General features: G+C 56.7%; 22 protein-coding genes and 3 pseudogenes. 2 read left to right on the forward strand and 23 right to left on the reverse strand.

Going from position 1 to position 22,766, the window contains the following annotated elements; all coding sequences use genetic code 11:
- Position 1 precedes the first annotated feature (1 nt).
- From ACSOSP_RS31115 to ACSOSP_RS31155, 9 genes and pseudogenes are all read right to left on the reverse strand, one after another.
- The gene (locus tag ACSOSP_RS31115; protein WP_455312381.1) at positions 2–682 is read right to left on the reverse strand and encodes an ABC transporter permease; all 681 of its coding nucleotides are present in this window, start codon (positions 680–682) and stop codon (positions 2–4) included.
- A 14-nt stretch (positions 683–696) separates the two neighbouring features.
- The gene (locus ACSOSP_RS31120) at positions 697–1,491 is read right to left on the reverse strand and encodes a transporter substrate-binding domain-containing protein (RefSeq protein WP_455312382.1); all 795 of its coding nucleotides are present in this window, start codon (positions 1,489–1,491) and stop codon (positions 697–699) included.
- Between the two features lie 901 nt (positions 1,492–2,392).
- Positions 2,393–2,785, reverse strand: coding sequence for a YybH family protein (locus ACSOSP_RS31125; RefSeq protein ID WP_455312384.1), 393 nt, complete (start codon positions 2,783–2,785; stop codon positions 2,393–2,395).
- Positions 2,786–2,945: 160 nt separating this feature from the next.
- Positions 2,946–3,977, reverse strand: a complete 1,032-nt coding sequence (locus ACSOSP_RS31130; protein ID WP_455312385.1) for a 4-hydroxyphenylpyruvate dioxygenase family protein — start codon at positions 3,975–3,977, stop codon at positions 2,946–2,948.
- A gap of 88 nt (positions 3,978–4,065) precedes the next feature.
- Positions 4,066–4,303 (reverse strand): annotated as a pseudogene (locus ACSOSP_RS31135) (MBL fold metallo-hydrolase); the annotation flags it as partial.
- Positions 4,304–4,338: 35 nt separating this feature from the next.
- Positions 4,339–4,752, reverse strand: coding sequence for a RidA family protein (locus tag ACSOSP_RS31140; protein ID WP_455312386.1), 414 nt, complete (start codon positions 4,750–4,752; stop codon positions 4,339–4,341).
- Between the two features lie 101 nt (positions 4,753–4,853).
- A complete protein-coding gene (locus ACSOSP_RS31145) occupies positions 4,854–5,528 on the reverse strand; it encodes a Crp/Fnr family transcriptional regulator (RefSeq protein WP_455312387.1) in 675 nt (224 codons plus the stop codon).
- 318 nt (positions 5,529–5,846) lie between these two features.
- A complete protein-coding gene (locus tag ACSOSP_RS31150) occupies positions 5,847–6,290 on the reverse strand; it encodes a hypothetical protein (RefSeq protein ID WP_455312388.1) in 444 nt (147 codons plus the stop codon).
- Positions 6,287–7,069 (reverse strand): hypothetical protein, encoded by a 783-nt coding sequence (locus tag ACSOSP_RS31155; RefSeq protein WP_455312389.1) that lies wholly within the window; start codon positions 7,067–7,069, stop codon positions 6,287–6,289. The genes ACSOSP_RS31150 and ACSOSP_RS31155 overlap by 4 nt, the downstream gene beginning before the upstream one ends.
- Positions 7,070–7,691: 622 nt before the next feature.
- Between ACSOSP_RS31155 and ACSOSP_RS31160 the strand changes: the two are divergent.
- A pseudogene (locus ACSOSP_RS31160) lies at positions 7,692–7,850 on the forward strand (IS6 family transposase); the annotation flags it as partial.
- Between the two features lie 444 nt (positions 7,851–8,294).
- Here ACSOSP_RS31160 and ACSOSP_RS31165 read toward each other — a convergent pair.
- From ACSOSP_RS31165 to ACSOSP_RS31220, 12 genes and pseudogenes are all read right to left on the reverse strand, one after another.
- Positions 8,295–9,842: a DUF6351 family protein gene (locus ACSOSP_RS31165; protein ID WP_455312391.1), complete on the reverse strand. Its 1,548-nt coding sequence runs from the start codon at positions 9,840–9,842 to the stop codon at positions 8,295–8,297.
- A 649-nt stretch (positions 9,843–10,491) separates the two neighbouring features.
- Positions 10,492–11,610: a pyrroloquinoline quinone biosynthesis protein PqqE gene (gene pqqE, locus ACSOSP_RS31170; protein WP_455312393.1), complete on the reverse strand. Its 1,119-nt coding sequence runs from the start codon at positions 11,608–11,610 to the stop codon at positions 10,492–10,494.
- Entirely contained in the window at positions 11,607–11,873 is a 267-nt protein-coding gene (pqqD, locus tag ACSOSP_RS31175; RefSeq protein WP_455312395.1) for a pyrroloquinoline quinone biosynthesis peptide chaperone PqqD, read from the reverse strand. Before pqqD ends, pqqE begins: the two co-directional genes overlap by 4 nt.
- Positions 11,870–12,594 (reverse strand): annotated as a pseudogene (pqqC, locus tag ACSOSP_RS31180) (pyrroloquinoline-quinone synthase PqqC). The gene pqqD and the pseudogene pqqC overlap by 4 nt, the downstream one beginning before the upstream one ends.
- Positions 12,595–12,620: 26 nt before the next feature.
- Positions 12,621–13,544 (reverse strand): pyrroloquinoline quinone biosynthesis protein PqqB, encoded by a 924-nt coding sequence (pqqB, locus tag ACSOSP_RS31185; protein WP_455312397.1) that lies wholly within the window; start codon positions 13,542–13,544, stop codon positions 12,621–12,623.
- 129 nt (positions 13,545–13,673) lie between these two features.
- The gene (gene pqqA, locus ACSOSP_RS31190; protein WP_455313729.1) at positions 13,674–13,748 is read right to left on the reverse strand and encodes a pyrroloquinoline quinone precursor peptide PqqA; all 75 of its coding nucleotides are present in this window, start codon (positions 13,746–13,748) and stop codon (positions 13,674–13,676) included.
- Between the two features lie 180 nt (positions 13,749–13,928).
- Positions 13,929–14,267: a hypothetical protein gene (locus ACSOSP_RS31195; RefSeq protein WP_455312398.1), complete on the reverse strand. Its 339-nt coding sequence runs from the start codon at positions 14,265–14,267 to the stop codon at positions 13,929–13,931.
- Positions 14,268–14,363: 96 nt separating this feature from the next.
- Positions 14,364–14,672, reverse strand: a complete 309-nt coding sequence (locus ACSOSP_RS31200) for a c-type cytochrome (RefSeq protein ID WP_455312399.1) — start codon at positions 14,670–14,672, stop codon at positions 14,364–14,366.
- Positions 14,673–14,681: 9 nt separating this feature from the next.
- Positions 14,682–15,815 (reverse strand): PQQ-dependent sugar dehydrogenase, encoded by a 1,134-nt coding sequence (locus ACSOSP_RS31205; protein WP_455312400.1) that lies wholly within the window; start codon positions 15,813–15,815, stop codon positions 14,682–14,684.
- A gap of 214 nt (positions 15,816–16,029) precedes the next feature.
- Complete coding sequence (locus tag ACSOSP_RS31210; RefSeq protein WP_455312401.1) at positions 16,030–16,449, reverse strand: cupin domain-containing protein; 420 nt, start codon at positions 16,447–16,449, stop codon at positions 16,030–16,032.
- A 63-nt stretch (positions 16,450–16,512) separates the two neighbouring features.
- The gene (gene oxlT, locus ACSOSP_RS31215; RefSeq protein WP_455312402.1) at positions 16,513–17,889 is read right to left on the reverse strand and encodes an oxalate/formate MFS antiporter; all 1,377 of its coding nucleotides are present in this window, start codon (positions 17,887–17,889) and stop codon (positions 16,513–16,515) included.
- Positions 17,890–17,943: 54 nt separating this feature from the next.
- Positions 17,944–18,741, reverse strand: a complete 798-nt coding sequence (locus tag ACSOSP_RS31220; protein WP_455312403.1) for a maleate cis-trans isomerase family protein — start codon at positions 18,739–18,741, stop codon at positions 17,944–17,946.
- Positions 18,742–18,937: 196 nt separating this feature from the next.
- Here ACSOSP_RS31220 and ACSOSP_RS31225 point away from each other — a divergent pair, with 196 nt between their 5' ends.
- Positions 18,938–19,630, forward strand: a complete 693-nt coding sequence (locus tag ACSOSP_RS31225; protein WP_455312404.1) for a GntR family transcriptional regulator — start codon at positions 18,938–18,940, stop codon at positions 19,628–19,630.
- A 147-nt stretch (positions 19,631–19,777) separates the two neighbouring features.
- Here ACSOSP_RS31225 and ACSOSP_RS31230 read toward each other — a convergent pair whose 3' ends face one another.
- Both ACSOSP_RS31230 and ACSOSP_RS31235 read right to left on the reverse strand, forming a co-directional pair.
- Entirely contained in the window at positions 19,778–20,752 is a 975-nt protein-coding gene (locus tag ACSOSP_RS31230; RefSeq protein ID WP_455312405.1) for a lipase family protein, read from the reverse strand.
- Positions 20,753–20,882: 130 nt separating this feature from the next.
- The gene (locus tag ACSOSP_RS31235; protein WP_455312406.1) at positions 20,883–22,496 is read right to left on the reverse strand and encodes a hypothetical protein; all 1,614 of its coding nucleotides are present in this window, start codon (positions 22,494–22,496) and stop codon (positions 20,883–20,885) included.
- Positions 22,497–22,766: the final 270 nt, after the last annotated feature.

A 22,766-nucleotide genomic window follows, 5' to 3' on the forward strand; every position in this document is an offset into this window, starting at 1 on the left:
TTTAACCTCGTGCGTACGCCGCTGGAGAACGCCGTCCGCGAGTGCGAATACACGCGGTCAAAACGAACGTAAGAATCATATAAAGAACACCTGCCGCGACATAAAAAGCGAACGGGCGATTCGTTGCCTCAACGGCGATATTTGTTCGCCGCATCAGATCCTCGAGGCCCACGAGCGAGATGAGCGACGTATCCTTGAGGAGCACCGTTAGCTGGTTGCTAAAAGCAGGTCTCGCAAGACGCCATGCCTGAGGCGCCGTGATATGCAGGAAGGTCTGGTACCCGGGCAAACCGAGAGCAGCGGCTGCTTCGGTCTGCCCTCTTGGTAGTTCGAGGAGCGCACCACGAAATATCTCCGTGGTATAAGCACCAAAGACAAATCCCAGGGCAATAGATCCCGCGAGGAACGCATTCACCGTAACGGGCTTGCCAAGCAGGTGCGAGATGGTTGTGCTTCCGCCGTAATAGACCAGGAAGATGACCAAGAGGTCAGGCACACCGCGAACAATGACGGTGTATGCGCCCGCGATTTTCTGCGCAACTCGCCATGGCGAAAGCTTCGCTGCGGCGCCAATTACCCCCAGCAGGGAGCCAATCACCGCACCGGCAGCAGTGACGAAGAGTGTAGTGAGCGTTCCAAGCAGTAGTAACTCACCAAATCCATCCAGACCCATGCCAAACATGACAACCTCGATACTTATAGGAGCGGAAACGGGAAGTACTTCTTGCGGATACGATCGTAGGTACCATCCGCAACAATGTCAGCCAGCGCTTTATTGAGGCGATCACATAGTTGGGTGTCGTCAAGACGCACGGCAATCGCAGCGCCTTCACCAAGCACGCCACCTTTAAGATCGGGACCAACGAAGGCGAAATCTTTAGAGTCCGGACGTTTAAAGAAATCCGATGCGAAAGTTGCCTTGTTCCCCACGATGGCGTCGAGCCGGCCGGAAATCAGGTCCAATTCAGGCTGACGCGTGTCGTCATAGAGTACGACCGTGGCCGTCTTGCCGTAGCCGCTTGCGCTCAGCCACTGGTTCTGCGATGAGCCACGCTGCACCCCAATCCTCTTTCCTTTAAGCCCCTCGGGTGTCACGTCGGTGATCGATCCTTTGCGGGCGATAAAGATTGAGATCACATCCTTGTATTTGTTCGTGAACAGCACCTGTTTGCGCCTGGCTGGTGTCATGGACATGCTGGCAATGATCGCGTCGTATCGACTGGCTTGCAGACCAGGGATGATGCCGTCCCACGACTGCGCAACGATGTCGCACTTGACATGCAAGTCTTCACATAGTGCGTTTGCAATGTCCACGTCAAAGCCCTGCAGTTTTCCATCAGCATCCTTGAAGCTCCACGGCTTATAGGTGCCTTCGGTCGCGACTCTAAGCGTGTCGCTCGCCGCACACGCCGGTGTTCCAGCGAGCACAAGAGAAGCCGTCGACACGGCCATGAGTGCCTTCAGCACTTGTTTGCATCTTCCGGTGAACATACTGGGTTCCTCTAGACAGTTTGGTCATTGACAGCAGGTTGCTCCCCACGCTTGCCATATGACTACAGTATTTCTCCGTTAATACAATGTCAAATATTTAATCTCATGCAAACACCAAAAAACAGGTTTTCGTGAATCCGTCGCCTCAGCGCACGCGATGGATGGCCCATTCCCGCATGATCGGGCGGCGCCCGCCAACTGCCGCCTCGCAGGTACATGACTGCAAGCTCAAGCCTCCCAGGCCCGGATACATGGAAGCCTGCCTGCTAAAGCGGGAAATCCTCCTATCATTTGGGATACAAGCGTTTACCCGCTCCTCATATTTTCATTGCAGTAAATATTTGACACTCAATTAACGAACACATATCTTACGCTCCAGCGATGCGTCATGGATCTAATGGGATCCATGGGAATGTCCTCGCCACCCGCCGCCGCTGCATCGCTCTAAGTCGCAGTGACACCGCAATCAAGCTTTCGTGGCGTCCCGGACTCTGCGACGCGTTTCCACGCGCCCAAGGAGGACTATCAGACCAACCAGATGCAAGTTCTCGTCGCAACACAGGAATACTAAATAGTTTTCTCAATATCCCAGGGCTCGCAGCCTCTCACCGTCATGGCTGCCTGCGGCGCTCTTATCCCTCGACTTAGCGAGAAGATGACCAAAATGAAGAAGACCACCTTGGCGGCCACCGCGCTGCTTGCATCAACGGTTGGCATCCAGGCCCACGCACAGAACTCCGTGATGCCCGGAATTGGGTGGTCCCGCCTCCGGATTATTGAGTGGTCCGGGTGTTGAGCGTCGTTTCGGCAGATACAAGAAAAAAAGTTCGTCTCCTCCGTGCACGACGCGTCTGGCGTTGTGTACTCCGGCAGGGTCCAACAAATTCTTGAGCGATCGCCGTTACAGTGGATGATCCGTGTTATCGATGTCAACGGCCACGACCCACTCGCCCTCGTCCATCTTCCATATCGCGACGTATTTTCCACGGACTTCGACGATCTCTGCGTCCCGTGTCAGGGTGACGACGTAGCTGCCGACGTCATATGCGATGTCGAGGTTTGCGGCTATGCTCAGCGACGGGGTGTAGAGCGCCTTGAAGTCGGGACGCTTGAAATATGTTCGCCATACTGCGAGGACCGCCTCCTTGCCGACATGACGCGGCTGTCCTGGCGGCATGTACACGGCATCGCTCGCGTAAATCGACGCTATTGCATCGATGTCTTTCGCCGCCACGGCATTCATCCACGTGTCGTACCGTGCCAGGAGTTGATCCCGGACGTCCTGTTCTGTCATGGCTGTATTCCTCTAAAGATGCTCCGCGGCCACCGTCGGAGAATGCGATGGTGGCGTGGAGCGGACACCCACAGAGGCGGCACGTCGGATTGGGCCGTTTGCAACGCCTCGTGGGAAATAGCGTTCGTGGCAGGGACTGCGCAATACCCCTCCCCTCAGGTCAATCGAGTGAGCCGCGTTGCTGTTGATCCTTCTCCTGCGATTCGAATAGGGCCTTGAAATTTCCTTCGCCAAATCCATCTTCGCCGCGGCGATCGATAATCTCGAAGAAGACCGGCCCAATCTGGCGCTTCGTGAAACGTTGAAGCAGAATCTTTTGCGGCGCCTTGCCGTCGACCAGTATCCCGCCTTGCGCCAGGCGGTTGACGTCGAGGCCGTGACCCGGCAGACGCGCGTCGATCCCGCCGTAGTAGTTCTGCGACGGGGCGGCCATGAACTCAATGCCCGCAGCGCCAAGCTTTTGAATTGTGTCTTCGATGTTGGACGTCAGCAGTGCGATGTGTTGAATCCCTTCTCCGCCGTAGTCGCGGATGAATTCATCGTTCTGATTGAGCACGCCGGGCTGGTCATGGGCGGCGGCGGCGACCGGAATCGACACACGGCCGCACGGACTCACCATGGAGCGGGCGCGCATTCCGGACATATGGCCCTTTACCTCGAGATACTGCTTCTGCGTAAATCCAAACGTGTCGCGGTAGAAGTTGGTCCACAAATCGAGGTTCCAGGGATGGACAATATTCGACGTATGGTCGACAGCCATGATGTTGGCATCGCCTTCGGGCGTGTTTCGAGCTTCGGCCGGCAGCGGGAATACTTCCTGGAAGTCGCTGTCAACGAAGTACACGAGGCTATCCCCGATACCGAGAATCGTCGGCGTGTCGATGACAAATTCCCCCTCCGTCTCGGCGGAAGCACTACGCGCACCGCCGGAGAGCGCCAGTGCGTGTGCGAGCTTCGCATCATTGACGCGGATACCAATCGCACGCACCGACGCGCCGTGCCGAGACTCGAACGCATTCGGATTTCCGTTGACGACGAACGTTGCTGCCCCCTGCGTCATGAGGAACATGCCGCTCCTGGACTTGCCGCTGAGGCGAAATCCAAGGCGCTCGAAGAGCTCGACGAGTTCCATCGGGCGGGTAGAGACAAATTCGACGAATGCGAAGCCGTCGGTTTTTATTTTCGTATTCATGATATTAAGTAATAGTCCTTAATATGTTTTATGGAGCGGGTTGGAAGCAGACGGGCGGCATTCACTCATGCGGCCACGCCTCAGAGGCTTACGCTTCCAGCTGTTTCCACATCTCGACGTCGCGCTCTGCGCTCTGCGCTCCAGATACGCGGATCGTCGAAGCCAACTGCTTCGTCATACGCACGGGAGACGCCGAACGGCATGCAATGGTCAAAGATGATCCAGTTGCTCTAACGCGGCTTCATGAAATCGAAGACTTCTCGATAGATAGTCTTCAAGTCTTCTCCATCCGCCACGCCCCGGCTCACCGCCCCATACAAATCGGTTTGAGCGGTCTCGATGCGGCCGCCGAAACAGCGGCTTACTTACGGGTCGCGGCGACGACCTTGATTTCAACGATGAGCTCGGGGCGGGCCAGCGAGGCGACACCGAGAATGGTCCACGCAGGGAAGTCGGAGCGGATGTATCGTTCCTTCACTTCGCGAAACACGGCAAGTTGCGACCCGACATCGACATGGTAGGAAACGAGTTCGACCGCATCGGTAAAGTCGAGACCGAGATGCTTCAGTACAGCTTCGATACGCCTGAAGGCGACGTCGATTTGCTCCTTCGGCTCTTGCGGAATTGACCCGTCGGCACGCACGCCGATCTGGCCCGCGATGAAGACCAACCCGTTGACTGTCACCGCCGGGGAGTACTGGAACAGGTCGAAAATACGATTACTTCCAAAAGTTGCGTCTTCTTCCGGAAGACGCAGACGCTCGATTTTGCTCATGGCAGTCCTTCATTCGAAAGGTGTAGTAGCGGGAACCGGGTTCCAACCAGCCACACTCTACGTGAGCGAATGTACTGCCGTCTGTATAGCGAGTTACCAAACTAGCCGAGAAGTTTGGACGGGTCGATGACCCAGATGCGCCGCTGCCGGAGTTCGATCGCACCGACAGTCGTCAGCCGCTTCAATGCGCGCGTGACGGTGACGCGCGACGCCCCTGTCATTGCAGCGATCTGCTCGTGAGTAAGGACCATGGATATCAGCGTTTCGCCCTCGTGCTTCTCTCCATATAGCTCTGCGAGCCTCCCCAGCAACTCGCCGATTCTCATTTCTGGTTTCGGAAGAGCGAGGTATTGGATCCGGGACGCCAGAATTCGCTGCTTGAGCGCCACGATGCGCATCAGGGAGACGGCGAGTTCCGGACACGCCGAAATCGTTTCGTTGATGACCCTGATATCAAACTCGATCAACTCGGTGCTTTCAACTGCGATAGCTGTAGCGATACGCGGGAAGCCGTCCATGGCGGGAGTCTCGCCAAACATCGCCCACGGCCCCATCACTTCCAGTATGAACTCTGAGCCGTCACTCTGAAAAATCGAGACCTGAACGCGGCCTGAAAGCAGAAAATAGAAGGTGAAGCCGAGCTCTCCCTGACGATAGATCATTGAACCCTTCTTGACCTTGATTTTGCGACCAAGATGGGCAGCACGAATCCATACGCCTGCAGTAGCGTCGTCCATGTGCCATGTTTCAGTGGTCGGCACTGTACTTTTGCTCAAGCTTGTCTCCATTCATTGGCACGTGCTGATTAGCGTGTTTGACATGCGTACACGACAATAAAGTTATCACCGATTCCGAATTAAAAACGTCAATCTGCAATCCAGACCGGAGGGCTGACGCCCCGCAGACTGACTCGCAACTGAAGCGCGGAAATGGTTCGGGAAGAATCGCCGGAGATCGACGCACCATACCTGCTCCGGTCGGCCATGTTCGCAGGCCATACTTCAGCCCCCCGCCTTGGCGCGGTCTCTTGGCCGGACGCTTTCAAAGTCTCAAAGCCGCGCTGACGTGATCGCCAGCTTCGGCTGAGACGGCATTCATGACGCCTCGCCCACCTTCTTCGGAAAGAAGTTGCCGAGCGACGCCCCTATGCACAGCTGGAAAGCCCCGAGCCAGTAGTTGGAACTGTGCAGCAGGTTCAGGTGATCCTTCGGCGATATCCCGAAGCTCGGTGGAAGGACGATCAGGGCGGAGAGCGACAACAGATACGCAAGCGACAGCACGATCAGGATGATGACGCGGACCGCCGGTGTCTCCTGCTCAGATGCGGTGGCGGGCGCGGCCGCGTACAGCGCGGCGACGATCAGGCTCAGCGTGGGCATCACCATCGGGATGTACCAGCTCCACATGTCGGATGTGAGTTTCCGGCTTTCGTCGTTGTCGGCGCCTGCAATGGAGCGCAGCAATAACAGCGCAACCTGCAGTAGAAAGAAGCTTACCCAGACGCTCGCCAGCCAGTTTTGGCACGTTTTGTAGGTCATCGCGTGCCTGAGAGTCCGGCCCAGAGCGCGGTGCGCTGGAGATGGTCACGCGCGTCGAGACTACCCGGTACGATCACTGCGGCATCCTGGCCATCCGATTTCCTGAACTCGTAGATCAACACCGTGCAGCGTGTCTCCTTGTCGGCGACCCGGGAAGAAATGCCTTCCGGCAAGCGGTCAGCGCCGGGCGGCAGCTTTGTGGTCAGGTCGGCATAGGTGGCCTGCTGCGCCGAAGGCACCACGGGTTGATTGGTTACGATGAACACGATGACCTGATAGTAGCCGCTGGGCGCCGCTGCGAAGCGCCGGATCACTTCGCCTACAGACCAGCTCTTGATGGACCCCACGTTGACCGCCCACCTCTCGGGCGGCGGCATTGGCGTCCAGTCGGGCGTCGTTTGCTCCACGCGCGTGACCATGGCGAAGCCGCCAGGATAGTCATAGAACTGGCGCCAGTCATAACCTGCCGCATCGATCAGATCACTGAGTGCGTCTTCGACATCTCCGAACTTGACCGGATGCTTGTCCTGCCCCGGCACGAACTTCAAGCTGAGTGGCGGTGTCTCGGCCGAGGGCGGCGGGACTGGAACGGGGAATTTGTTGATCCTGACTTCTGCATCGAGCTGCCCAGGGTCATCGGCTGGTTTTGCAGGCGGTACTGTTGGGCATGCCGCCAACCACGCGCAGGTTGCGCAGGCGACAATCAGGGTGAGGAAGCGACCCACGCAGTGCGCGAGCGTGACGAGCTTCGCGCGCGAAGGTAATGGAAGCGAGTTCATGATCATCTCCGGGTCGCCAAGGGGATTCACATACGCCGTCATCGACCACTTTATAAGCGCAAAAACGCGATCCGTCCATGCGGGGCAGCCCTTCCTGGCAGAAGTCAGTTGCGAGCAAGCTGGATCGAACGTGATACCGGACTCAAGAAATTTAACGAAGGCGAAGGCGCTTACCAAACGGGTCGGTTAATTGCATTTGCCTTCCAACCAACATACTCGATGTCGGCTGTGGCATATCCGTATTGCCTGCCTGACAATTGGCCCCAAGGCTCGGAAAGATCCTGGTCGGCGAACGGATTAGTAGCGGAGAAAAATACGCCGAGCTGTACTCCGTCGTCAGCGCCCCGCTGCCGCGTCAATGGTCGACCGGCTCGATTTTCTCGATCCGATCGGTGTTAGTAATTATTCCGCCTTTCAGCCTGAACGTACTAACCGCCGACACGCCGATCCGCATATTACGCGCAACTTTCAGGGCGCTGAAGTTGGCCTATCGTCGGCCGGGTCAGCGTCATCCTCCATCGCATCTTTGACATCTTTCTCCTGTCGCCAGCTTCCTTGCGCCCTTCTCCAGCGACTTGCTGTGCGTAGCCCTTGGCCTTTTGGGCCGGGTTGTTGGTCGGGGGTACGTGAGAAGGTGATGCGCCGCTTCAAGTCGGCCCGACATCTGCAGCGATTCATTTCGGTTCGCTAACAAGTGGCAAACCTGTTCACGCACTGTCGTTACAACCCGAACGCGCAGGAGAAACGGCAGGCACGTAAGCAGACCTTCGAGGCATGGGAAACCGTGACCGGAAATCCAACTATGAAAAAAAACCCGGCATCACTGCCGGGCCAAAGCGGATGGTCATTGTCCAAGGCTATCGGCGCAAACGCCGATTGTGCCGATTACCTAGCCTAGGTTGCCCGCCCGCATGACCGACACAGGAAAGTACGAACGAATGAGAACGGTCCTTTGGTCCCGCGTGACCGGGGTTACCAAGCGATGGGTGGCGGGAGTCCCCATCTCTTTCTCATTTCTCTAAAAGGCATTGAGAACATCTGGCCCTGGGTTAAGAGCACAACTACCTGCTCAGCCCAAGGGCTTCAGACTTTCGACGCGCTTTGCATGTCATTGCAATCGACTCGCCCCTGCCGAATTCAAGATTCGGGGGACATCTGGTTGGCGTCGATGAGATGCAGCGCGTCATGATTGGGTGTTCACCTTGCAGGCGAATCGCTCGTCGGATCAGCTGCTCGCGCATGTGTAGCTGGCCGCCGCGCTCACGTTGCCGGACCCCGAGTAGTGAGGCACTGAAGGATAAGGACAGTCGGGCAGCGTCGCCAGGACGTTGCCGCTGGCGTCGAATTTCGTCAGCAACAGTTGACCCGGCGCAGTGCCCTGCTCGACCCAGGCGATCATCGCGCCCAGATAGTCGGTCTGATCCGGACCGTTGCCGCCAAGCACGTGCCCCACACCCGGCTCCAGGTAGAACCGTGCATTGCTTGCAGCCGTGCCGGCAAGTTGAGTGACTGTCAGCCAGTTGCGCAGATGATCGCGCGGTGAGATCAGAGGATCAGCTCCGCCGTTGAAAGAGATCATCTTTTTACCCAGCATCAGGTACTGAGCGATCGCCTGCAGGTTGTGATCGGCCCCCGCGCTTTGCAGACCGGCAGCGATGACTGGATACGATACGTCCACATTAAAGTTCGCCTGCAGGCTACCCGGCACGGTAGCGGGTAGCAACCAGCCAGGGTTGCCTGTAGCGATTGCTGCGAACCCGCCGCCCAAGCCTCCGTACGAACCCACGCCGAACTGGCTGCCGAAATCGGCCCAGTTGTAGCCGGAAAAAAGCAGCGTGCCTCCACTTGTCGTCAATGGCGCCACGATCTGCTTGACCGTCTGCAACTGTGCGGACGACAGGCAGGTTGCGGCCGGCGCACCGGACGCGCCACACAACAACGTGGACGGATCAAAGGTGCATGCAGCCGGATTCAGGATGACGCCATTCGTCGTGCCGCATTGCGCCACCGCAGCGTTGTAGGTCGCGGTCCATTGAGCACTCGAGGGCATTGCCGGTGAACCTGCAAGCGTGGCGATATTGAGCATGGCGGTCACCTGGGTCCCCATGTTCATCGATTCGTCGCCGGCAATGATGCCGTCGTAGTCACCGGGCAGATTCTGTGCGACGAGATACGCCTCGCGGCCGCCATTCGACGCGCCGCTAAAGTAGGTGTATTTTGGCGCCGCCCCGTAGAAGGCGGCAACGACTGCTTTCGCGAAGTGAATCGTGATTTCGGTGGACGCGTATGCGTAGTCGTTTTTCTCGGTCGCATTCGTCAGGAACTCGGTCGGGTTGCCTGTACGGTTGCCTCCGTTAGATGCGGTATAAGCGATGCCACGTTGCAGTGGGATGATCAGCGGGAATTGTGCGGACGTGGCTTCCACGGTGGGAATACTTCCGTCAAAACCTCCCCCGCCTTCCTGGAGCAGCCGGTTCGACCAGTTGTCCGGCAAGTCGACTTCAATGTCGAGCTCTGTTCCGCTTGCGCCGGTTGCGCTCACTTTGCAATAGCCGGGAACATTGCCGGCAGGTGCGATCCGTGTGGTTGCTGTTACGGAAATTCCATCGATCTGCTTGCCGTTCATGGTGGTGCAAAGTGCCGCGTAGTTGATGACCGCGGCAGCCGAAGCGGGCGTGTCGCCGCCGTTGCATCCAGGCAGTACGATCGTGCAAACTATTGCAGCCAGCAGGAGCCAAGGCCGCGAGTTATTCATTTTGATCCGAGTGTTCACGCTCACGTCTCCAGAGATATACCGCACTTATCGCTGCCATCGCCGGCAAGTCGAGCCCCTTGCTTTTGTTGGGACGAGCAGGGTCGCTGCGCGGCAACGAGCAGTAGATGGGTATCTGGATAGGGAGACATTCACCAGACGACGCGACGGCAGTCAATTAATAAACCGTCCGGTCGTTCAGTCAATGTACGAGAGACTAGAGATGTTCGGATTGCGTGCCAAGCCAGTGTTAACCCTCTTCGCCCGGCAGCAGGCTTGTTCAATGGGATAGATCCAATGATCGCCTCGCCCTATCGACTGCTCAACGGTTGGCAAGCGTGAGTGAGCTGCCATTCAAAGCTTATGTCCCATTGTGCGAGCGGTAGCGCCTTCACAGCTGCCCGCATCAGTTTGCTTCAGCTGGCGTGGCAAAGCTTGCGCAGACGAAGTGGCGCGACCGCAATTTCAGGCATCGAGTTGATACATCGCATTCGCAAGCGGCGGTTCGATCTCCCCGCTCTCGCGCTCGAGGACATCTCCAGGCTCTCTGCCCGGAATGTTGGCCTGTTCAATCATTTAGGTTTCCATATCTATGGAAAACATCTCTACGACGCCACCTATTTTCACCAGGTCCGTTCGAGCAACACCTTAATGCTGGATCTGTTCGCGCCTACCGTTCGCATGACAGCCGAAGCGAGTTGATGTCATTGCGAAAAACGATTGGATGTTCGTCCGGTTTGCGTTCGATGGCGGCCCCGCGTACCACTTTGACCACCACTTCGTGGAAGGATGATTTGTCGCAGACCGGGTCGGCGTTGGCAGCGTCACCGGTCAGCAAATGCGCCTGGCAACGACAACCACCCGCGTCGATGGCCTTCTCCTCGCAACTGCGGCACGGCTCCTTCATCCAGTCGAAGCCGCGAAAGCGGTTGAATGCGTCGCTCTCGTACCAGATGTCCCGGATAGAACTGTCCTTCACGCTTGGAAACGTCAGTCCGGGCAGCGAGCGCGCCGTGTGGCACGGTAGTGCGGCGCCGTCGGGCGCAATGCCGAGGAACACTGCGCCCCAGCCGTTCATGCAACGCTTGGGTCGTGCTTCGAAGTAGTCAGGCACGACAAAGTAAATCTTGCAGCGCTCACCAATTTCCTGGCGATACCGCTCAACAACCGCCTCAGCCTCCTTCAACTGCGCTGCCGTCGGCATCAACTGCGCACGGTTCGTGTACGCCCAGCCGTAGTACTGCGTGTTCGCGAGTTCGAGATATTCGACGCCCATCGCAAGCGCCATGTCGATGATCTTGTCGACGTGCGGCAGGTTGTACCGGTGCAGCACGCAGTTGAGCACCATCGGGAAATCGTGTGCTTTGATGGACTTTGCAACGCGATTCTTCAGATCGAACGTGCGCGTGCTGCTGAGAAAATCGTTGAGTTCCCTTGTGGAGTCCTGGAACGACAACTGGATGTGGTCGAGTCCGGCGTCTTTCAATGCGCCAAGACGCTTGTCCGTCAAACCGATGCCCGACGTGATCAGGTTCGTGTAAAAACCGAGCCGGCTCCCTTCGCGCACAAGCTCTTCAAGATCGTCGCGCAACAGCGGTTCACCGCCGGAAAAACCCAGTTGTACCGCACCGAGTGCGCGCGCTTCGCGAAGCACGGCGAACCATTGGCCGGTAGACAACTCGCTGTTGTGATCTGTGTAATTCACCGGGTTATAGCAAAACGCGCAATGCAACGGGCACCGGTATGTCAGCTCGGCAAGCAACCACAGCGGCGGGGAAATATCGCTCATGTCGCAGCCTTCAGCCATCCCCGCCGCCCGGCTTCCGCCACAAACGAACGCACCTCGTTGCCGATGTCCTGTGCGTTGAAGGCTCGTTGCAAATCGGCGATCAAAGCATCGATGTCGCGCGTGCCATTACAGCGCTTCAAAATTTCCCCGGCGCTTTGGTTCAGCTTTACCATGCCCTCGGGATAGAGCAGCACGTGCGCATCTTGCGCCGGCTCCCACTGCAGCCGGAACACTGGGTTGAGCTTGAGTATGGGAGCGGTCATAGCGGGAAGGCCTTTTCAATTGCATCGAGCATTGAGCACAGAATGTCGAGTTTGAATTGCAGGATACCGAGCGCGTGTTGCTGCTGCTCACGGGTCTTGAAGTAATCGAGCGTAACTTGCAAGCCGTGCTCGGCATCGCGTTGAGCGAGCGAGATGCGTGACCGGAAGTACGCGAGTCCATCGCATTCAATCCACGGGTAAAACGACGGCCACGTCGCGAGGCGGTCCCTATGGATCTGCGGCGCGAAAATTTCAGTCAGCGATGAACATACGGACTCTTGCCACGGCGCGCGACGCGCAAAGTTGACGTAAGCATCGACGGCGAATTTCACACCCGGCGTCACGTGTTGCAGCGACCAGAGTTCGTCGCGTGTGAGGCCGACAGCATCACCGAGTCGAGCCCAAATTCGATACCGCCTTCGTCGTTGCCGTAACCATCGTGATCAAGAATGCGCAACACCCAGCGTCGCCGCGTCGCGCGATCCGGACAATTCGACATCACGGCTGCGTCCTTTAGAGGAATGTTGATCTGGTAATAGAACCGGTTCGCCACCCAGCCCCGAATCTGCGGGGGCGAGCAACCGCCTTCGTTCATCTTCACATTGAACGGATGATGAATGTGATACGCGGTTCCCTTTGCGCGAAGCTGGGCTTCGAACTCCTCGCGGGTCCAGGCGGGCGTGCCTATGTTGTCGGTAACGACGGGTGTCGGGCCGTTCACATGTTTCTCCTGTGAAGCGCTATTGGTTACCAAAGTTCGAACGCCATGCCGTCGAACGCGACTTCTATACCGTGCTCCGCCAACCGCCGTCGCTCGGGGCCGTCTTCGATCAAAACCGGATTTGTGTTGTTGATGTGAATGAGCACCTTGCGCACGCCCGCACGTGCGATGGAATCAAGCACTTCGATCATGCCGCCTGCACCAGTTTGCGCGAGATGACCCATATCTGAAGCGGTTTTTTTCGAAAGACCAAGCTCGATCATTTCGTTCGAAGTCCAAAACGTGCCGTCGACGAGCAACAGGTCCGCGCCGTTCATCGCTTCGAGTACATGCGGCTCGATCGCACCCAGCCCGGGCGCGTAGAACGCCCGCTTGCCGGAGTGTTCATCGACGAACGTCAGCCCGATGTTGTCGCCGCGCTGACGCGATTCGCGATGGGGGGAATACGGCGGCGCCTTGCTCGACAGCGGCAGCGCTTCAATGCGTATGCCAGCCAATGCGGGAATGGTGAACGACGTTCCATCGAGTGGAACACTGTATCGTTCGACGCCGCAGTAATGCGCGAGTATCGACATGATGGGAAAGCCGGTGCTCAGGTCCTGCAGGACGGCATCGGTAACGTAAAGCGGCAAGGGCCTATCATGCTCACGCAGCATGAGCAGTCCGGTCACGTGATCGATCTGCGCGTCCATGGTCACCACCGCAGCAATGCCGCTGTCGCGTGCACGACGCGCGGGCTGGAGTTCGGGGTGAGCCGCAATTTGTGCGGGCAGATCGGGAGATGCGTTCACGAGTAACCAGTCCTCGCCGTTTCCGCTAACCACGATCGACGACTGTGTTCGCCGTTGCGCATTCAGGGACCCGCTTCGCACGCCATCACAATTCCGGCAGTTGCAGTTCCATTGCGGAAATCCACCTCCCGCTGATGAACCGAGTATTTTCAATTTCATTGGAGATAGTCACGCGCATCGACAGATCAACAGTGGGATCAACGAACGAGACGTCAGGTCCTGACCGACCTCGCTGAGCACATCGTTCGAGATGAGCGTATGTCATCTCGAACGTCCATCGCCGCGATACTAACGAGTCGCTATATACATAGTCACTTCAAAACCAAAACGCATGTCGGTATAAGCGGGGGTTTGCCAAGTCATCAGCTGCTCCTTCGTTAAGATAAAGAAAAACATGATCATTGCGGTCAGAAAGTAATCTGACCACTCCTCTACGCTCTGGCGCGTAAATCTCGACCGTCCAGCGTATAGCCTTGCTAACAACGCAATGTCGCAATCGGCACTGCAGTTAAACAGCGATGCTATTTCGACGAAAGCATGCCGTCATTTATCCCGCGGACAGACAACGTTACTGTCGACGTCTCCGTCTCCAAAAAAGACTCCGTCCGTCCCGAAATTTCCCCCGGTTGGCATTGATTTGACACCAGAAGGCAGCGGAGGATTGTCTTTGGCCCATGTCATCGTATAAGCATCGTCATACGTTGCACGGTATGTCTGCGATCCGCGAGAAAACGATAGTGTCTTGTGCTTCATATCCACCCCGATCTTGTCTCCATTCGGGCAAGTCTGAGTGAACACGTAGGGGTCGCTCGCGTGGGCCGCCGGCATAATGGAAAATGCGGCAATCGACCAGCAGCAAGCACGCAAGGCAGTCATCTTCATTTGTAGTCTCCTAAGTTCTTCGACCTGAGGCGAATTTGGCGTCGCCCGCGGCAGGGTCTTCTGGAATGAGCGCAAGGTTGGCGTACGCCGATGCGGCTATTTCAGGCTGTGGTAGTACGCGACCAAATTAACGATTTCAGCGTCGGTAAGTGGCTTGGCGATAACCGACATGATTTCGCTTTTCCGCGCTCCCGAACGGAATGCCTTCAACTGAGCGGATAGATAGTCTTCGTCCTGACCAGCCAGGTTGGGCGTTTCAGGAACAACGGCGTGTCCGTCTGCTCCATGACATGCAGCGCACTGAGCTGAACGCATCTTTCCGGCGGTTGGATCGGCCGTCATTCCCGTTGACGCAGCCAGACTTAACGCGACTGACAGGCCAAGGTTTAGAAAAATATTTCGCACATTCGCTCCTTATTTTCCGACATAAGAAATCCGATAAACCGCACTCGCGAAGTCGTCAGAAACAAGTAGTGAACCATCCTTCATAGGCTCTACGTCGACAGGTCGCCCTTTGTATTGCCCATCAGCGGTGAGCCAGCCAGAAGCGAATACCTCTATGCCCGCAGCAGTGCCATCGGGCTTCAAATGCGTGAACATGATCTGGGCTCCAATTGGCACCTTTCGTGCCCAGGAGCCATGTTCCGCGTCAAAAATGCCGCCCCTATATTTCTTCGGAAACGACGTTCCTTCGTAGAAGGACATGCCGAGGTCGGCTGCATGCGGCGGCAATTCCACCTGGGGGAAAACGACGCCGTCCGGTGGTGTCCTGGCCATGTATTCGACCGTACGATCATGACCGCCACCGTAGAAGGGATAACCGAAATCCTGTCCAGCCTTGGTTGCGCGATTTAACTCACCCGGCGGATGATCGTCGCCGAGCGTGTCTGTCTGGTTGTCGGTGAACCAGAGCGTCTTGTCTTTCGGATTGAAATCAAGTCCGACTGAATTACGGATGCCGTGAGCATAGATCTCCCGGCCGTTGCCGTCGGTATCGAAACGAGTGATTGATCCCATGCCGAGTTTGTAATAGCTATCGTATTTCTCGGGTGGCAACACGTTGTAGTGCTGTCCGATTGCGACATACAGTTTGCCGTCCGGCCCGACACGGCAAACCCGCGCTCCGTGGGGAAAAGCTTCGTCTTCGACAGGAATGAGTTGGCCCTGCGGCACGACGTCCCTCTCAACCGGCATGGCACTGCTCACCTTCGTGAACGAGAGTATCCGATTGAGCTCCGCCACGAACATGGTGCCATCAGGTGCAAAACAAACCCCGTTCGGATCCTTGAATCCCGCTGTGGGGGCAAATTCCGTGACCCGACTCGCCTTGCCGTTGCCGCCATCGTGTAAAACCCAGACTGCATTCTTGCGGGTGCCGACATAGGCGGTTCCAGTCGTTGGATCGATTGCTATCGAGCGAGCGCCGGGCACCATGGCGTACAACTCGATCTTGAATCCGGGAGGAAGATGAATGTGTTTCAAATTCTGCTGTATCGATGCCACGGCATCGGCGTCCGGCGTTATCGATCTGGGCTCACCTTGCGCCATCGCACCGTTCGATACCATAAACGTTAGGAAACTTAATGAAATGACTGATTGACGATATCCTGGATGCATTTCGATCCTCAATTATTTGGCGAAAGTGATTCGGGTCTGAATGTGACGGCGTTGAATTCAACGGAACGCCTGCTTTTCGGCGCATACCTGAGGTTCAGGTGTTGTGTCCGCCTTGATGCAATTCTCTTTGTGGACGAATGCGTTTCTACTGAACCGGAATTGCGAGTGGTTTACCTTTTTGGTGGATCAACACAACGACCAGTTGTGCTGGCTCAGTCGTACTCGCGTTGCTCACCTTGTGTATGTGACCCATCGGATTGAATGTCGCTTGCCCTGCCTTCAACAAGAGGGGGGCTTCGCCGTCGGGTTCGAATTTCAGGGCCCCCTTGAGAACATAGTTGAATTCGTATCCAGGGTGCCAATGACGAGGCGCGACGCCACCGGGAGCTACGTCCGTGACATACATAACGCCTTCATAGCCGTCCATACCCACCAGGTCAGTCTTCAGTATCTCCGTGCGGGTAACCGATTGTGTCTGTGCCTTCAATGAAGAAATATGAAGCGCGCCAAGCGCAACCGAAATAGCGAAGATCGTGGCAATAGTAAATTTTAAACGTGACTTCATTTCGTTTTCCTAACCATAATATTGGTGAAATACTTTTCGTATGCAACCAACAGAGGCCTCAAGTCAGACTGCCTGCCGGATCGTTTCCGGATCGGCCTTTTCCGAGGCATTTGATCGATGCGTCGTATTGACTTCACTATTGCCTGACGCGACGAATCGAACCCTCATGGGCTGATAGATGACCTTGGCGAAAATGCCCATCGATATGCTCGCGGCGCCACATGCCAGGAAAACGAAGTTCCATGATCCTGTGCTGCTCGCGATATAGCTTCCGAGAGGCACAAGCAGCGCCGCAATACCTTTCGTCGTATAGAGCATCCCTGCGTTTGCCGTAACATTACGTGTACCGAAAATGTCACCTGCGATCGCGGACGAGATTGCATAGAGCTCTGCATAACAAAGAAATACCATTGGAGCGAATACGAGAAACGCGTACGGGGCCCGGCCGAAAAGAACCAATCCGCCGAGGGCAATACCTTCTCCAATAAACACGATGCACATCGTGTTTTCGCGGCCAATCCAGTCCGACAACAATCCGGATAAAGGACGCGTCAAACCGTTGACAACATTGTCGAGGGTCATGGTCAGTGTGATGAGCGATAGCGTCGAACCGACAAAGACGATCGGCTTGGCGGCAATGCCAAAGTCCCTTGCAATCGGCGCAATCTGTGCCGATGCGAGCAAACCTCCTGCACACACCAGCGTGAGCATCAGATATAAACTCCAGAACACCGGCTTTCGAACAATTTCCAGCGGCGTGTAGTCGCGGCAGGAATGGGCCTTTCGGACTGCTGCGACGCGAGCGACCAACGTTTCGGGCGGGCGCCGCAACACGCAACCGAGGACGAAAATGGCCCCGCCAATGATGAGCCCAAAGTGGACAAAGGTGAGCTGATATCCAACGCTGTCGATGGATTTCGCAATCGGAATCACAGTGAGAGCGGCGCCTACTCCGTAGCCTGATGCCGTTAGCCCGGAAGCAAATCCACGACGATCTGGAAACCACTTTAGAGCGTTGCCGACGCAGGTGCCGTATACGCAGCCCGCACCAATGCCCGCGATGGCCGAGCCGAGATACAGCGTGGGAAGCGCCGTCGCCAAGCCGTTGATCGACCACGCCAACGCGATCAGCAGGCCGCCGGCGGCCGCAACTGGCCTTGGACCATACCGGTCAACCAGCCAGCCTTCCACGGGAATCAGCCAGGTTTCAACGAGGACAAAAATCGTAAAAGCGACCTGGATTCCCGCTTCGTTCCAATTCCTGGATTCGTGCATGGGGCGGACAAATAAGGTCCATCCGTACTGCAGATTGGTGACAAGGCCCATACAAAGGATGCCTAGCGCCAATTGGGACCAGCGATTCCCCAAGATGGACGATCTCCAGGTTACGTCGTTCATGATCTCGTCTCCAGAATTATATGTTCCGACCAGGCGCAGCACCGCGGCCGTCGCGCGCCTACGGGCTCCGCGCCGGCATACATTTCGTATGACTAATTAATACTGCGAAAACAATGAACCGAAGCCGTCCCGCTGGTCGTTGATGCCCAGTTTTCGAAGAGCGTGCCAATAGATAGCCACACCCACAGAAAACACCGGCCTGCGAATCCAGCGTTCTGCCTCGTCGGCAACCTGAGCGAAGTGGAGATTCGTCCCCAACTGGATGATCGCGTCAGGTTTGTATTCGTTGCACCTGTGAACTGCCTCGATTAACGGCTCATGTGTTTGCGCTCCGACATGGATGATGCTGCGGCACTTCAGCCCTTCAACATGCACCACCTCGAAACCTCTCGACGTGAAATAGCTGACCGCGTTCTGGTCGATAACGGGGTAGTACGGCGTAATGAGGGCGATCTTCTTTGCTCCGACGGCTTTGAATGCGGCTTCCGCTGACTGCGCGCCCATTGTCACGTCAACGCCCGACAACTTCTCGAGATGCTCTTGCAAAGCAAAACTGCCCTTCTCTCCACCCATGAAACTCTCAGAGGACATGCCGAGAATCAGATGATCGATCAGGCATTCGTTCAGGCGGCGCACCGAGTCATCAAGGTTCGCGGTGACATGCGCCATAATCGTTTCCCAATCAGCGTTCGCCGCAATTTTCTGGTTCGGCACGAAATATCGATCGATCGCATTGATGACGCCGCGCGGCCGCAGATCCATCATTTCGTTCTCGACGTTCACGTTGGGGCCCGGCGTCATGACGCCGATCACCGCTCGTGGACCCATTGCGTTCACGAATTTCTCGCGGTCGATCCGTGTGTTTTCCATTGCTTCCAGGTTGCTCTCGGCCATGCGATTCTCCAGTTTGCATTCAAAAGATAAAAATATCGGCATTCGTTATGCTCAATTCAGGTTTTGTTGGCATTTTTGCATGCAAAACGTAGTGAGATCTTAGCTGATAGCACAACGGCGTCAAGCAAAATGAATGCAAAATAAGTGTAAATCGCTATAATTTGAGGATTGTCAGGCCCAAAGGAGCAAAAAATTTATGCAAAACGATGTTCCAGCGGGGTCCGATGACCATGATCTGGCGACGAATACCGGGACGCTGCATCTCGAAGCGATGAACGATATCCGCCAGATGATCATCGACGGCGACCTTCCCCCGGGATCCCGGATCCCGGAAAAGGAGCTATGCGCCAAGTTCGGTATTTCCCGCACCCCTCTACGCGAGGCATTGAAGATGCTGTCCGCGGAGGGACATATCGTGCTGCTCCCGAACCGCGGCGCACGAGTCGTGCAGCTGACACTCAGGGAGATCGCCGAGCTCTACGAGGTGACAGGTGCACTCGAAGCTTTGGGCGGCGAGTTGGCGTGTGAGCGAATCAGTGCGGACGAGCTGGCGGAACTGCGGCGCATTCACATGGAAATGCTGGAGTTCTATCAGGCGGAAGACATGCGCGGCTACTACGCATGCAATCGTCGCATCCACGAATTGATAATGACTGCGTCGCGGAATTCGGAGTTGATCTCGTTGTACGGGGCAGTGAATGCCAGGATTCGCCGCGCGAGGTATGTGGCGTCGATGCCGAGAGATCGGTGGACCGAAGCAATGGCGGAACACGAAGGGATGTTGAATGCACTCGTACGGCGCGATGGGCCGACGCTTGCCCGTATTCTCCGGACTCATCTGAAGCATAAAGGCTACCGCCTTACGGAGGTCGGGATTATTGTCGAGTGATAGCTGCTAAAAAATTATCGTGAGAGCGTCTTATCGGCGCGCAGGATCGATTCTCTCTGTCTCTGCGCGCGAGTGTCGGCTGCTGATCAAACATCGATATGACGCGCGTTCGCGGTGCGCAGCGCGCATTGCCCGGCCGATTCGCCGCTACTGCTTATCTATGGGCACAACCGGATTTGCTAACGCCTGCAGTCCCTTCGCCAGCTTGACCATCGAGTGCTCGGCAATCGGATTGACAGATGCGAACAGCATGTATCGCGCACCCCGGACACTTGGATTTTCAGCTGATGGTCTAACGAACACGCTCGTCAGCGAGCGTAACAGGGCAAGTATCTCTCCTCGCTCGTAGATACGGTCAATGGCGAGGCCCAGGCTGTTGTGCTCGCGCTGAGCGGCGGGCACGCTGTAGTAACCAGTCACGGGAGATGGGTCGAACGCGTATACCTCGGTGACTCGCGGCAAGTTCGGGGGCTCTTGCAGTGAGTAAGCGAACTGCTGCGCGAGGCCTCCGCCGAGGGAGTGCCCCGTCGAAATGACCCGGACGTTTGCCGCATCCGGGATTCGGCCATCCTTGATGCGTAGACAGAGTTCATCGGCAAAAGCCGGTGCTAATCTCTTAACAATCTCGGTGTATTCGTCGTCACGTTTTGGGAGTAACCATCTTAAATTGGAGCGCCAGTCCGGCAAACTTGTGAACACCGTTCCGCCGAAGGCCACCGCGATGCGCACGGAGTCTCCCTTTACTTTCTCCCACACCTCGACGCGAAGATGTGAACTGTCGATGGCAGACAAAAGCTCGTCATCCGGAAAGCCCTTCCACCGTGTCCAGGCGGCGGCATGCAATTCGGTATCTGCAACTGATGAAATGGGGCACTCGCATGCAGCCTGCCTATTGCGCATCGGCTTGGTTCTTCCGTACGCCGCTACGCTAAGCCATGCGCATTCCCAGTGCTTCTCGGCCTCGGTTCTAGCATGCTCTGACAGACTCAGAAAGCGATCACCGATCGCTCGAACGGCAACCTGGCCAGGTTTCTGCCGCAATACCTCATAGCGTTCGAGGATGAAGTAACGGGCGCGTGCAACAAGGCGCGGGCCAGTTGTGGCTGAGGCAGAGCGATGCATGACTGTTCTCCGTTCTTTTTTCGTAGCCAACAGGGCAAACCGCATTCACCCCCTGCCGGGTCACTCAGGGTTGCCGCCGGACATTCACTTAACCACCAGTGAATGTCCAAGGGTTACAGGATTGTGCGAATCATGCGGCTGGCTGACCCGTGAATGGCTCGGACCTCTGGATTTCCGTGCGGCTTGCCGCCGGATGATCCGATTCAGGCGGCCTCGTAATTTGCGAAACGCAGGTCCGGTACCAGTGCGGAATGGTGGATCCGAACAGCGCCCCGATGGCCGCGCTCAGCCCGATCGGTACCCACAGCTTCGGTGGTATGTCGTGCGGATGAAGCAGCACTTGATCCGACTTAAGCCAATGAACCACGAAGGCGCCAGTCAATGCCATGAGGATCGCAAGAGCGGCGCCTTCGACCCACCTGAGCCAGGATGGCGCGACAGCAGACTGGTAGTTGTCGCACTCGAACGCCAATGCAAACGCGAGCGTCGTCGACAGAAGCAGCCACTTGCACTGCGCGGCAAAGGGGAGGATCGGGCCACTCGACTGGAAATAGTGAATGCGCAATAGATAGAAGCCACGCGATGCCGACAATCCCACCGTTAGCGCGACCAGCGCGGAGAGAAGATAAGCCAGTATCGGCCGTTCCTTTGCCTGGCGAATGTCGGCAAAATTCCATGCCTGCTTCGGCAGAAGCGCGAAGACTGCAGCCGCTACGTGATTGAAGGCCACAAGCATACCAATCGCGAGCGCCTTTTCAACGGGCATCTTTCCGGCAGAGAGCCATGTGGACAGGCCGAAAAGCGCTATCACGCCCAGCAGGTCCAGACAGAGCAGGTTATACGGTAAATGTATCCGCTTCGACAGCGGAATAGCGAAGCCCATCTTCCTGAATTTGTTCGCCACCGCCGCGTCATTGTTGCAACTGGACAGAAGCGCTCGTGCGAGCATGAGCCTGACATCGTAGGCGCTCGCGAGGATCACCTTCCTGATGTTTTCGGCTGCATCCGGGGCGGGCTGCAAGCTCTGCGACGACAACTGGGCTGTCGTTGCGAAGTAGCCAAGGCAATGCGCAAAGAAGTTGGCCATTTTAGATTCGAATTCGTTGGCGATGTCAGGGAACGCATGGGCAAAACGTGGCTGAATTTCCAGGTCCCGGTATGCCACATAGAGCACCACCACCTCGGTAAAGGCATGGCGTATGCGGCCGCCACCCACATCGCTCACCATCTGGAAGGTCAGGTCGTCCTGCAGGTCAGGCTGACTCATGACGTACTGCTTTGCCCTTTCCATGCGAGCGTCGGTCACCGTGAAATCAACGGACCCAAGTCTCTGCGCCCATCTAAGCGCATTGAACGGAATGGCGCCCATGCGATGAAAGAAGAAGAGCATCTTCGCGTCGAGATCGCGAAGGAACGGAAATGTCGGAAGCAGCGTCGTAAGCATGAGCGCTGCAACGACCGGGGCGTCAAGCCCGGAGACCGCCTCTGCGCCTTGCCCTTCGCTACCCATGTGCAGCCATTCGAGAATCCCCGGGTTCTCCGTGAGCGCCCATGTCATCAGGAGCAATATTCCTTCGCAGGACGCGACATAGGTCACGCCGCTCCCGTAGTACTGGAATCGACTGGTCTGCGAGCGGACCGTGCTGGGCGTGTTAAAGCGGCTCCAGGCATAGAAGCACACCAGCAAAGAGGCAACAAGGTGGCTCAGGTCGGTATCCAGCGTGGTCAGGATCGTTTGCATCATGGCTCACTCCCAAACGCAATTGATGGCCCAGTCCGGGCGGCGGGTTTATCACGCGGAGCAGCAGCGGGCGTTCGCGGTCATCGCTGGATGTCGAGAAGTCGAGGCGCTTCGTGGCCTGGTCGCTTGCGTACCTGTGTGCTTGTTTGCGACGTGCGGGTAGCTTAGGTCGCCGGCGCTGAACAAAGTTATGAGGATCTTGATAATCGTTAGGAGAATCTTGCTTGTGCAATGAGGCGCATCGATAGCGCCAGCGTGTATCAACGCCCTCGC

Source organism: Caballeronia sp. KNU42, from assembly GCF_053760385.1.